General features: G+C 73.4%; 7 protein-coding genes. 4 read left to right on the top strand and 3 right to left on the bottom strand.

Going from position 1 to position 12,796, the window contains the following annotated elements; all coding sequences use genetic code 11:
* Window positions 1-125: 125 nt before the first annotated feature.
* On the bottom strand, window positions 126-1,367 hold the full coding sequence (locus ACFW1I_RS03905; protein WP_384665769.1) for an Ig-like domain-containing protein: 1,242 nt from the start codon (window positions 1,365-1,367) through the stop codon (window positions 126-128).
* Between the two features lie 194 nt (window positions 1,368-1,561).
* Window positions 1,562-2,779 (bottom strand): Ig-like domain-containing protein, encoded by a 1,218-nt coding sequence (locus ACFW1I_RS03900; RefSeq protein WP_384665767.1) that lies wholly within the window; start codon window positions 2,777-2,779, stop codon window positions 1,562-1,564.
* Window positions 2,780-2,966: 187 nt separating this feature from the next.
* Here ACFW1I_RS03900 and glgX point away from each other — a divergent pair, with 187 nt between their 5' ends.
* Window positions 2,967-5,168, top strand: a complete 2,202-nt coding sequence (gene glgX, locus ACFW1I_RS03895) for a glycogen debranching protein GlgX (protein ID WP_384665765.1) — start codon at window positions 2,967-2,969, stop codon at window positions 5,166-5,168.
* Between the two features lie 7 nt (window positions 5,169-5,175).
* On the opposite strand, the gene ACFW1I_RS03890 is transcribed toward glgX, so the two are convergent.
* On the bottom strand, window positions 5,176-6,423 hold the full coding sequence (locus ACFW1I_RS03890) for a hypothetical protein (RefSeq protein ID WP_384665764.1): 1,248 nt from the start codon (window positions 6,421-6,423) through the stop codon (window positions 5,176-5,178).
* A 112-nt stretch (window positions 6,424-6,535) separates the two neighbouring features.
* Between ACFW1I_RS03890 and ACFW1I_RS03885 the strand changes: the two genes are divergently transcribed.
* The 3 genes from ACFW1I_RS03885 (at window position 6,536) to ACFW1I_RS03875 (ending at window position 12,692) form a co-directional block, all read left to right on the top strand.
* Window positions 6,536-8,335 (top strand): ABC transporter ATP-binding protein, encoded by a 1,800-nt coding sequence (locus tag ACFW1I_RS03885; protein ID WP_384665762.1) that lies wholly within the window; start codon window positions 6,536-6,538, stop codon window positions 8,333-8,335.
* Window positions 8,332-10,182: an ABC transporter ATP-binding protein gene (locus ACFW1I_RS03880; RefSeq protein WP_384665760.1), complete on the top strand. Its 1,851-nt coding sequence runs from the start codon at window positions 8,332-8,334 to the stop codon at window positions 10,180-10,182. The genes ACFW1I_RS03885 and ACFW1I_RS03880 overlap by 4 nt, the downstream gene beginning before the upstream one ends.
* Window positions 10,183-10,664: 482 nt before the next feature.
* Window positions 10,665-12,692: a M4 family metallopeptidase gene (locus tag ACFW1I_RS03875; RefSeq protein WP_384665758.1), complete on the top strand. Its 2,028-nt coding sequence runs from the start codon at window positions 10,665-10,667 to the stop codon at window positions 12,690-12,692.
* Window positions 12,693-12,796 lie beyond the last annotated feature (104 nt).

Raw genomic sequence — 12,796 nt, 5'->3', positions numbered from 1 at the left:
ACCCCGGGCTCGGGCTCTGTCCTTAGCCACACAGACACCGGTGGTGTGGGGGGGCGCCCCGCGGGGGGGGGGGGGGCCCTGCCCCGCCCCCCCCCCCCCCCCCGGGGCCCGGGGTCACGCGCGGATCAGGCGGTCCACTCCGCCCAGGACATGTTCCAGCCGTTCAGGCCGTTCTCCGGCTTGATCTGCTTGTCCTTGGAGTTCTTCACGATGACGACGTCGCCGATGATCGAGCGGTCGTAGAACCAGGCGGCGGGGGTGGAGCTGTCGCCCGCGCCCCGGGTGTCCGACAGGCCGACGCAGCCGTGGCTGACGTTCTGCGAGCCGAAGGTGGACTTCGGGGCCCAGTAGTTGCCGTGCACGAAGGTGCCGGAGGTGGACAGGCGCATGGCGTGCGGCACGTCCTTGATGTCGTACTCGCCGCCGAAGCCGACGGTGGCCCCGTTCATGCGGGTCACCTTGTACTTCTCGCTGATGACCATCTCGCCGTTGTACGTGGTCGTGGACGGGGCGCCCGCGGTGATCGGCAGGGTCTTGATGATCTGCCCGTCGCGCTCGACCTTCATCGTCTTGGCGCTCGCGTCGACCGTGGAGACCTGGCGGCGGCCGATGGTGAAGGAGTACGTCTTCTTCTGCTTGCCGTAGACGCCCGGGCGGCCCTCGACGCCGTCCAGGTTGAGCTCGACGGTGACCTTCGTCCCGGCCTTCCAGTACTCCTCGGGGCGGAAGTCGAGGCGGTCGTTGCCGAACCAGTGGCCCTCGATCTCGACAGCCGGCTCGGCCGTGACCTTGATGGCCTTCTCCACGGCCTCGGGGTCGGTGATGCCCCGGGTGAAGTTGATGGAGACCGGCATGCCGACGCCGACGGTGGTGTCCGCCTCCGGCGTGTAGTGGCCGATGAAGGTGTTCTTCGGGACCAGGGTGGTGAAGGTGGTGTCCTTCGCCGACTCGCGGCCCTCGGCGTCCTTGGCGATCGCGTGGACCTTGTACTGGGTGCCGGCCGACAGGTGGGCCAGCGGCTCCCAGCTCGCGCCGTCCGCCGAGATCTTCCCCTCGACGGCCGCGCCCTTGGAGTCGGCGACGGTCACGGTGGTCAGCTTGCCCTGCTCGGCGGTGACCTTGAGGGCCCCGCTGGTGGCGACCGAGTCGGCGCCGTCCTTCGGCAGGACCGTGACGACCGCCTGCGAGGCGGCGTTGTCCGGGGCGCTGCTCCCCGGCAGCTCGCCCTTCCCCCCGTGGGGCGACTTCTCGGCCGGCTCCCCGCCGCCGCAGGCGGTGAGGACCACCATCAGCGCCCCCGCGGCCAGTGCTCCGAGACGGACGCCCCGCCGCCGCGCCGCCGTCCCGGATATCGGCTGCCCGTTCACTATGGTCTTCTCCCCTCGCACGACCCGGCGGCTGACCGGGCCCCACCCCCATGCGCACGTCCCGTGCACGGCGCTAGATAATCACACCGGAAGACACGAAAGTTCCACGTGAATGTCACCGTTCAGTCCCAGTCGGCGCGGGACCGGAGGCGGACGGGGAGCGGCGCGCGTCCGGGCTCCGCTCCGGAGCCGGGTCAGCCGAGCGCGGAACCCGCCTTCCACCCCGCCCAGTCCAGGTTCCAGCCGCCGAGACCGTTGTCCGGAGCGACCTTCCGGTCCTTGGAGTTGACCACCTCGACGACGTCGCCGATCAGGCTCCGGTCGAAGAACCAGCCCGCCGGGGTGTCGGAGCCGCCGCCCTTCACGTCCCGCAGCCCCACACAGCCGTGGCTGACGTTGGCCGAGCCGAAGGTGGCTTCGTCGGCCCAGTAGTTGCCGTGGATGAAGGTGCCCGACTCGGTGAGCCGCATCGCGTGCGGCACGTCCTTGATGTCGTACTCGCCGCCGAAGCCGACCGTGGCCCCGTTCATCCGGGTCACGTCGTACAGCTCGGTCACCACCATCTTCCCGTTGTACGTGGTGGTCTTCGGCGCGCCCGCGGTGATCGGCAGGGTGGCGAGGACCCGCCCGTCCCGCCGCACCTCCATGGTGTGGGCGGCGGCGTCGACCAGGGAGACCTGGGAGCGGCCGACCGTGAAGCCGACCGTCTTGCGCTGGATGCCGTAGACGCCGGGGGCGCCCTCGACGTCCCGGAGCCCCAGCTCCACCGTCACCTTCGTGCCGGGCGCCCAGTACTCGGCGGGGCGGAAGTCGAGCCGCTCCTTGCCGAACCAGTGGCCCACGACCTCCACCGGCGGGTCGGCGGTGACCCGGATGGCCCGCTCCACCTCGGCCCGGTTCTCGATCGGGCGGTTGAAGCCGAAGGAGACGATCATGCCGGCGCCGACAGTGGAACGGTTCTCCGGCGTGAAGTAGCCGATGAACCGGCTCTCCGGCACCACCGTGGTGAAGGTGGTGTGCCGGGCCGAGCGGCGCCCGTGCGCGTCGAGCGCCACCGCGTCGACGCTGTACTTCGCGGCGAGCGCGAGCCGGGCGGAGCCGGCCGGCCGCCAGCGCAGCCCGTCGGCGGAGACCGTGCCGGGGACGGCGGAACGGCGCCCGTCCGCCACCTGGGTCACGCTCACCCGTTCGAGCCGCCCGCTGTCCACCCGTACCTCCAGGGGGCCGTCCGCGGGCACCGCGCGGCTGCCGTCCTCCGGGCTGACCCGGATCACGTCGCCCGGGGCCCTCGCCTTGCCGGGAAGCCCTAGGCCGACGCCTCCTTCCCCGTCCGATCCGGTGCAGCCGGCGAGACCCACGAGGAGCCCCGCGACCGCGAGGAGTTGCCCGGCCCGTTCCCATACACGTGTCACGCGTGGCCCAACGACGACCCCCCTCCAGGGGAAACGTGCGCGCGGGCCATGTTGGGGGGACGGCCCTGCGGGCAGAACAGGGAGGACGACCGGGAGTACACGAGGGTGCGGGAGGACGCGCGGGGCCGGGGCCGGGACGCCCCCGCCCCGTCACGCGGGCCCGCCGGAGCCGCGGGAGGCCAGGGCGGTGTCGAGCGCAGCCGAACAGCAGGCGGTACCGGAGCATGCCCCGGGACGGACCGCGCCCCCCGTGTGGCCGGGCGCGCCCACCCCCCTCGGGGCCCGCTGCCGGGTCGGTCCGGACGGGACCCGGGGCACCAACTTCGCCCTCTGGGCGGGCGGCGCGGAGGCGGTCGAGCTCTGCCTCTTCGCCCCGGACGGCACCGAGACCCGGCTGCCGCTGACCGAGCTCACCCACGAGATCTGGCACGGCTTCGTGCCGGGCGTCGGCCCCGGGCAGCGGTACGGCTACCGGGTGCACGGCCGCTGGGACCCGTGGACCGGCGCCCGCTGGAACCCCGCGAAACTGCTCCTCGACCCGTACGCGCGGGCCGTCGACGGCGAGTTCGCGCTGCCGCCCGAGGTGTACGGGCACGTGCGGGACTGGCCGCAGCAGCACGTCGCCGACACCGTCCGCGACGAGCGGGACTCCGCCCCGTACGTGCCCAAGGGGGTCGTCGTGCGGGACGACGACGACTGGTCCGACGACCGCCGGCCCAAGACGCCCTGGCAGGACTCCGTCATCTACGAGCTGCACGTCAAGGGCTTCACCGCCCGGCACCCCGGCATCCCCGAGCGGCTGCGGGGCACCTACGCGGGCCTCGCCCACCCGGCCGCGATCGACCACCTCGTACGCCTCGGGGTGACGGCCGTCGAGCTGCTGCCGGTCCACCAGTTCGCCCACGAGGACCACCTGCTGCGCCGCGGCCTCACCAACTACTGGGGCTACAACTCGATCGGCTACTTCGCCCCGCACGCCGGCTACTCCTCGTCCGGCACCACCGGCCAGCAGGTCGGCGAGTTCAAGCGGATGGTCCGGGCGCTGCACGCGGCCGGCATCGAGGTCGTCCTCGACGTCGTCTACAACCACACGGCGGAGGCCGGCGAGCTGGGCCCGACCCTGTCCCTGAAGGGCATCGACAACCGCGGCTACTACCGGCTCCAGTCGGACGCGCGGCGCTACGCCGACTACACCGGCTGCGGCAACACCCTGCACGTCGTCCAGCCGCAGGTGCTGCGGCTCATCACCGACTCCCTGCGGTACTGGGTGACCGAGATGGGCGTCGACGGCTTCCGCTTCGACCTGGCGGCCGCGCTGGCCCGCTCGATGCACGACGTCGACATGCTGTCGCCGTTCCTCGCCGTCATCGCCCAGGACCCGGTCCTGCGCCGGGTGAAGCTCATCGCCGAACCCTGGGACGTCGGCAACGGCGGCTACCAGGTGGGCGCCTTCCCTCCCCTCTGGACCGAGTGGAACGACCGCTACCGGGACGCCGTACGGGACTTCTGGCGCGGCGCCCTGCCCGACGTGCGCGACCTCGGCTACCGGCTCTCCGGCTCCAGCGACCTCTACGCCTGGGGCGGCCGGCGCCCGTACGCCTCGGTCAACTTCGTCACCGCCCACGACGGCTTCACCCTCCGCGACCTGGTGACGTACGAGCGCAAGCACAACGAGGCCAACGGCGAGGGCAACCGGGACGGCACCCACGACAACCGCTCCTGGAACTGCGGGACGGAGGGCGAGACCGACGACCCGGAGGTGAACGCCCTCCGGCTCCGCCAGCTCCGCAACCTGCTCACCACGCTGCTGCTCTCCACCGGCGTCCCGATGCTCGTCGCGGGCGACGAGATGGGCCGCACCCAGGGCGGCAACAACAACGCCTACTGCCAGGACAACGAGATCGGCTGGCTCGACTGGTCCCTCCCCGACGACCCCGGCCGCGCCCAGCTCCTCGCCCTGACGAGGCGGCTCCTGGCCCTCCGCCACCGCCACCCCGTGCTGCGCCGCCGCGCCTTCTTCTCCGGCCGCCCCCAGGGCGCCGACGGGCTGCGCGACCTGGCCTGGTTCGGCCCCGACGGCACCGAGATGACCGAGCGGGACTGGTACGCGCCCTCCGCCACCCTCGCCCTCTACCTCTCCGGCCGCGACATACCGGGCCGGGACGAACGCGGCGAACAGGTCCTCGACGACAGCTTCCTCGCCGTCCTCCACGCGGGCCCGGCCCCCCTGGACTTCCGCCTCCCCGGAGCGCCCTGGGCCCAGACCTACGAACGCGTCCTGGACACGTCCCTCGACGACCAGACCGCACCCCCGGCCACCCTCCACCCGGGCGGGTCGACCCTGGAGGTGGGGGCACGGTCGGTGGTGCTGCTGCGGGTGACGGGGTGAGGGGGCGTCAGCGGAGGGTCACGTAGCAGGTGAAGTCTCCCTCGACGGCGGTGCCGCGCTTCCCGCCGGACGGAAAATCGAACCGCTCCTCCCCCGAGACCCGGTACGTGCCCGCGGGCCGGACGCCCGCCGTCCAGGCGGCCGGCGCCGCACGGAAGTCCGCGCCGCAGCGCTCGGCGGCGAGCCGCCGCGCCCGTGCCTCGCGGCCCTCGTCCTCGATGGGCTCGTCGATCAGGTGCTGCCCGACGACCCGCAGGTCGGCACCGCGTCCGCAGGGGACGACACGGACGATCTCCGGGGTGTCCAGGCCGGTGTCCCTGGACGCGCAGGCGCCGGTCTCGACCTCGTCGAACGGTGTGAGCACCGTCCGGGCTGCCTCGGACCGCTCGGTGGCGGGGACGAGCGCGGCGACCGGGCCGCCGTGCCCGGTGAGGGCGAGTTCGACCCGGAGGCCGGTCAGCCCCCGCAGCGACCCCGCCTTCCGCAGTTCCTCGACCAGCGGGCCGAAGTCGGCCTCGGCGCGCACGAGCCGGCCCTGCCGGTCGAGGTCGACGACGACGGTCTGCGCGGAGCCGTACCCGTCCAGGTGCCCGGTGACGTTGGAGGGCAGCGCGCTCTGCGCCGTCAGCCCGTCGACGTGCGTCCGGTAGCGGCGTCCGCCGTCGGGCCGTGCCTCATGGCCGAGGGCGGAGGACATCTTCAGCGTCTCGGCGAGGGTGCGCCCCCACGGGGCGGCGTCGCCCGAGAGGCCGAGGACGCCGCCGGCCAGGTCGGCGAACTTCTTGGGGTCGGAGGCGGTGTACCGCAGCCAGGCCCCGCTCTTCTGACGGTACGCGACCTCGTTCCCCTCGACGGCGTACTCGTGACGGTCGCTCAGGCCGGGCGTGAGGCCCAGGTCGTCCGCGACGGCGGCCGGGAAACCGGCCGGCACCTGACGGGCCCGTTCCGCCCGGGCGGCGTCCTTCCGCCAGTCGAGGACGCCGGTCGTCCGTTCCACGGCGCTTCCGCCGGAGGTCGTGTAGGTGACGGTCGTGGTGAAGCGAGCCGTCCCGCTGTCCGCGAGCCTGTCGCCCGCGACGCCGGGCTGCTTGTCCGCGGGCGCCTCGAAGACGGACGGCCGGGACGGGGAGGCGCTCGCGCTCGTGCCCTCGCCCCCGGGGTCACCCGTCCTCCCCGCGCCGCTCTCGCAGCCGACGACGGCGAGCAGCAGCGGCAGCGCGACCGCCGCCGCGCGGAATCCGTGCCGGGTCCTCATGGTGTTCTCCCCACCCCTGGTGCGTGTACCGGGCAGGGATCCTACGGCGCCGTCCGAAGCCGTCCGAAAATCGGGTGAGACGTGTCAGGGGCGAACCGTAGGGTCGGGCCTGATGCCCGAGAAATCTGTCACCTCCGAGTCCGCCCCCGTCCGCCGTTCGGCCGTGCGGGTGCTGCTGCGGCTCTGGCCGTACGTGCGGCCCGTGCGCGGGCGGTTCTTCAGCGCCGCCGGTGTCGCGATCGTCGCCTCCTGTCTGGCCCTCGTCATCCCGCTGGTGCTGAAGTGGCTGGTGGACGGGCCGGTCGCCGAGCGGGACCCGGGCGGGGTGTGGCTGGGGGCGCTGTACCTGCTGCTGCTCGGGGTCGCCGAGGCCGCGCTGTTCGGGTTGCGGCGGTGGCTGGTGGCGCGGCCGCTGTCGTCCGTGGAGGCGCGGATGCGGGAGGACCTGTACGGGCGGCTCCAGCGGCTGCCGATCGCCTTCCACGACCGGTGGGCTTCGGGGCAGTTGCTGTCGCGCGGCACCACGGACCTGATGATCGTCCGGATGTTCCTGGCCTTCCCGCTGACCTTCCTGGTCGTCAACGCGGTGACCATCCTGGCGGGCTGCGCGCTGCTGCTCGCGCAGGACTGGTCGCTGGGGCTCGTGCTGCTGACGCCGGTGGTGCCGGTGATGGTGCTCTGCTCGTACTTCGAGCGGCGGTACGGGGCGGTGGCGCGGCGGGCGCAGGACCAGGTGGGCGACCTGACGACGGTGGTGGAGGAGAGCGTCCTCGGCATCCGGATCGTCAAGGGCTTCGGCCGGCACCGCAGCCAGGCCGAGTCCTTCCGCCGGCTCGCGGTGCTGCTGCGCTCCACGGAGCTGTCCAAGGCGCGGCTGCTCGCCACGATCTGGGCGCTGATCACGGTCCTGCCGGAGCTGGCGATCGGCGCGGCGCTGGTGCTGGGCTCGGTGCGGGTCGCGGACGGCGCGCTGTCGGCGGGCACCCTGGTGGCCTTCCTGTCGACGGCGCTCGCGCTGCGCTGGCCGGTGGAGTCGATCGGCTTCCTGCTCGCGATGAGCCAGGAGGCGGTGACGGCGACGGAACGGTACTTCGAGGTGATGGACGCCGAGGAGGAGCGGGACGCGGTCGCGGCGGCCACGGCGACCGCGGAGAGGACGGCCGGCGACGGACTGCGCTTCGAGGGCGTGTCGTTCCGGTTCCCGGACGCGCCGGACGGCGCCCCGCCCGTGCTCGACGGCATCGACCTGCACGTGCGGCCGGGCGAGACGCTGGCGCTGGTCGGGGCGACCGGCTCCGGCAAGACCACGCTGACCGCGCTGGTGCCGCGGCTGCACGAGGCGAGCGCCGGGCGGATCCTGCTGGACGGCGAGGACATCGCCCTGATGGGACGTGAGCGGCTGCGCACGCTGGTGTCGGTGGCGTTCGAGGAGCCGACCCTCTTCTCGGCGAGCGTCGGCGAGAACGTGCTGATGGGCGCGGACGCTTCCGCCGGCACGCCGGAGCTGGACCGGGCGCTCGGGATCGCGCAGGCGGACGGTTTCGTCGGGCGGCTGCCGGAGGGGGCCGGGACGCAGGTCGGCGAGCAGGGGCTGAGCCTCTCGGGCGGTCAGCGGCAGCGGCTCGCGCTGGCCCGGGCGGTGGTCGGCCGGCCCCGCTTCCTGGTGCTCGACGATCCGCTGTCGGCGCTCGACGTGCACACCGAGGCGCGGGTGGAGGCGGCCCTGCGCGAGGTGCTGAGGGAGACGACGGCGCTGGTCGTGGCGCACCGGCCGTCGACGGTGATGCTGGCCGACCGGGTGGCGCTGCTGTCCGGCGGCCGGATCGCGGCGGTCGGCACCCACCAGGAACTGCTGCGGAGCAGCACCGAGTACGCCTGGCTGATGTCGGGCGAGGGGAACGGGAAGCCATGACGGACACCACGCTCGTGGAGCCGGAGGAGGAGCGGGCGGTCGAGGCCGGACCCGGCGATCCGTTCGACCGGGACGACCTGCCGGCGCCGCGCGGGGCGACCGGCGCGCTGCTGCGCTCGCTGCTGGCCGCGCACCGCTTCCGGGTGGCGGTGGCGGCGCTGGTGCTGCTGGTGAAGGAGGCGGCGGTCCAGGCGGGCCCGCTGCTCGTGGCGTACGCGATCGACCGGGGCGTGCCGGCCTTCCGGGCCGGGGACCACGGTCCGCTGCTCGCGGTGGCGGTGGGCTGTCTGCTGTGCGCGGCCGGGGCCGGGGCGCTCCAGTACGCGTTCGTGCGGGGCGCCGCGCGGATCAACCAGGACGTGCTGCTCGATCTGCGGGGGCGGATCTTCCGGCACGCGCAGGTGCTGAGCGTGGACTTCCACGAGCGGTACACCTCGGGGCGGCTGATCTCGCGGTCGACGACGGACGTGGAGTCGCTGCGGGAGCTGCTGTCGGAGGGGCTCCAGGAGCTGATCGGGGTGGTGCTGTCGTTCGTGTCGATCGCGCTGGTGCTGCTCTGGCTGGACCTGGGGATCGGCGCGGTGGCGGTGGCCTCGTTCGGGCCGCTGTACCTGCTGGTGCGGAGGTACCGGCGGCGGGCCGGCGCGGTGTTCGCGGAGCGGTCGACGGCGATCGCCGGGGTGATCGTGAAGTTCGCGGAGACGATGAACGGGATCCGTCCGGTGCGGGCGTTCCGCCGGGAGCGGGTGAACGACGCGGAGTTCGCGGCGCTCAACCACCGGCACGAGCGGAGCAACGGCGACGCGCTCCTGGAGATGGCCCGCTATGTGGTGGGCTCGCGGCTGGTGGCGAACACGGCGGTGGCCGGAATGTGCCTGTGGGGCGCCTACCGGGTGGCGGCGGGTTCGCTGGAGCTGGGCGTGCTCGCGGCGGCGGTGCTGTACGTGCGGCGGCTCTACGACCCGATCGACCGGCTCGGCATGTTCCTCAACTCGTACGAGTCGGCGGCGGCGTCGCTGTCGAAGATCGCGGGCCTGCTGGCGCAGGAACCGGGCGTGCCGGAGGCGACCGCGCCGCGGGAGCTGCCGGAGCGGGCCGGGACGGCGCCGGGCCGCGAGGTCGTCTTCGACGGGGTGCGGTTCGCGTACCGGACGGGCGGCGAGGTGCTGCCCCGGTTCTCCCTGCGGATCCCGGCGGGGCAGACGGTGGCGGTGGTCGGCGCGACCGGCGCCGGCAAGTCGACGCTGGCGAAGCTGCTCGCGCGCTTCTACGACCCGACGGACGGCCGGGTCCTGCTCGACGGCGTCGACCTGCGCGAACTGGCCACTCCCGAGCTGCGGCGCGGGGTGGTGATGGTGACGCAGGAGGCGTTCCTGTTCTCCGGGACGGTGGCGGAGAACATCGCGATCGGCCGCCCGGACGCCACCCGGGAGGAGATCGAGCAGGCGGCGAAGGCGATCGGCGCGCACGAGTTCATCGCCGGGCTGCCGGACGGCTACGACACCGACGTACGGAAGCGGGGCGGGCGGATCTCGGCCGGTCAGCGCCAGCTGGTGGCCTTCGCCCGGGCGCTCCTGGCGGACCCGGCGGTGCTGATCCTGGACGAGGCGACGAGCTCGCTGGACGTGCCGGGCGAGCGGGCGGTGCAGCACGCGATGGACACGGTCCTGGCGGGCCGTACGGCGGTGGTCATCGCCCACCGCCTGTCCACGGTCGAGGTCGCGGACCGGGTCCTGGTGATGGAGGCGGGCCGCGTCGTCGAGGACGGCCCCCCGGCCGACCTGGTCGGCGGCGAGGGCCGCTACGCGGGCCTCCACCGCGCCTGGCGGGACTCCCTGACGGGCTGAGCGGGCCGAGCGGGCCGACGGACGGAGCGGGCTGACGGGCTGACGGCGCCCGGAGGTCCTGGGGCGTGCCGCCCGGCGGGCGCGCCCCGCGCCGGCGGCGGACGCGGAGGGTCCTGTTCCCGCCGAAACGATCCGGCCATCGGTTCGGTAAAGCCGTCCCGCGTCCGAAGGGCGGGACGGCGGCCGCCGCGCCGGCCGCCCGCCGCGCGGACGACGCGGCGTTCCCGCACGCCGAACGGGGTGCGGCGCCCCGTGCAAGATCGGTGAAACGTCCGGTTAACGAACGCGCCCGTGCGCGCAGCGGACGACTTCCGGCCAAGTTATTGACGCGCTCCTGACAGATACCGGCGGTAGCTGCCAGTCTTCCCCCGGTTCCTCGCAACCGCGTTCGCCGCTTCACCCGATCGTGCGTCACCGCTCTGCTTGCCCTGCCCGGCCCGCCCACCCAGCGGTCCGGTACCCCCCTCGCAAAAGGAGTCCGCGTGAGATCCACGCCCAGCCGCCGTGCCACCGCGACCGGCGCGCTCATCGCCGCCGCCGCCATGATCGCCGTCGGCGTCCAGGCCGGCAGCGCCTCCGCCGACAACCTCGGCACGGCCGGCGCCCAGGCGTCGGCCCTCGGGAAGGTCGACCCGGGCAAGCTCCCCGCCGACCTCTCCCCCGCCCAGCGCACCGCGCTGATCAAGGCCGCCGACGCCGCCAAGGCCGAGACCGCCGCGGAGCTGGGCCTCGGCGCCCAGGAGAAGCTGGTCGTCCGCGACGTGGTCCAGGACCGCGACGGCACCACCCACACGCGCTACGAGCGCACCTACGCGGGCCTCCCGGTCCTCGGCGGCGACCTGATCGTGGCCGAGTCCAAGGCCGGCGCCACCACCGGCGTCTCCAAGTCCTCCCGCGCGGAGCTGAAGAACGTCGACCTCGCGGCCACCGTCGCCCCCGCCGCCGCGGAGAAGCAGGCCGTCGGCGTCGCCGCCGCCGAGGGCTCGAAGGCCACCAAGAGCGAGCGCGCCCCGCGCAAGGTCGTCTGGATGGCGCAGAGCGGCGCCCCGGTCCTGGCGTACGAGACCGTCGTCGGCGGCCTCCAGCACGACGGCACGCCGAACGAGCTGCATGTCGTCACCGACGCCAAGTCCGGCGCCAAGCTGTACGAGTGGCAGGCCGTGCACACCGGCACCGGCAACACCCAGTACAGCGGCCAGGTCACGCTCGGCACGGCGCCCTCGTACACGCTGACCGACACCGGCCGCGGCAACCACAAGACGTACAACCTCAACCGGGGCACCTCCGGCACCGGCACGCTCTTCTCCGGCTCGGACGACGTCTGGGGCGACGGCACGCCGACCAACCTGGAGACGGCCGGCGCCGACGCCCACTACGGCGCCGCGCTCACCTGGGACTACTACAAGAACGTGCACGGCCGCAGCGGCATCCGCGGCGACGGCGTCGGCGCGTACTCCCGGGTCCACTACGGCAACGCCTACGTCAACGCCTTCTGGCAGGACTCCTGCTTCTGCATGACGTACGGCGACGGCACGAACAACGCCAAGCCGCTCACGTCCATCGACGTGGCCGCCCACGAGATGACCCACGGCCTGACCTCGGTCACCGCCAAGCTCGTCTACAGCGGCGAGTCCGGCGGCCTCAACGAGGCCACCTCCGACATCTTCGCGGCGGCCGTCGAGTTCTACGCCAACAACGCCAACGACAAGGGCGACTACCTCGTCGGCGAGAAGATCGACATCCGCGGCAACGGCACCCCGCTCCGCTACATGGACAAGCCCAGCAAGGACGGCTCGTCCAAGGACGCGTGGTACTCGGGCATCGGCTCGATCGACGTCCACTACTCCTCGGGCCCGGCGAACCACTTCTTCTACCTGCTCTCCGAGGGCAGCGGCGTCAAGACCGTCAACGGCGTGACCTACGACTCGCCGACCTCCGACGGCCTGCCGGTCACCGGCATCGGCATCGAGAAGGCCCGGCTGATCTGGTTCAAGGCGCTCACCACCAAGTGGACCTCGTCCACCAACTACGCGGGCGCCCGCACCGGCACGGTCGCGGCCGCCGAGGAGCTGTACGGCGTCGGCAGCACCGAGGCCCTCGCCGTCCAGCACGCCTGGGCCGCCGTCAACGTCGGCACCCGCCCCGGCACCACCCCGCCCACCGGCACGGTCTTCGAGAACACCGCCGACGTGTCCATCCCGGACAACGGCGCCGCGGTGACCTCCTCGGTCAACGTCACGGGCCGCACGGGCAACGCGCCCAGCAACCTCTCCGTCGGCGTGGACGTCGTCCACACCTACATCGGTGACCTGGTCGTCGACCTCATCGCCCCCGACGGCTCGGTCTACAACCTGCACAACCGTTCCGGCGGCAGCGCGGACAACCTCGTGCAGACCTACACGGTCAACGCCTCGTCCGAGGTGGCCAACGGCACCTGGAAGCTCCGCGTCCAGGACAAGGCCTCCATCGACACCGGCTACATCAACAGCTTCAAGCTGACCTTCCCGTAAGGGACGGCACACACGAGGCGCGGGGGGGCCCCGCGGGGCGCGACCCCCCCGCCGCCCCCCCGCGGCCCCCCCCCCCCCCCCCCGGGGGCCGGACCCCCCCCCCC

The sequence above is a fragment of the Streptomyces sp. NPDC058955 genome (genome assembly GCF_042741435.1).
Lineage (GTDB): Bacteria > Actinomycetota > Actinomycetes > Streptomycetales > Streptomycetaceae > Streptomyces.
Note: the sequence above shows the minus strand (reverse complement) of the source record. Positions and strands in the feature narration are given on the sequence as shown.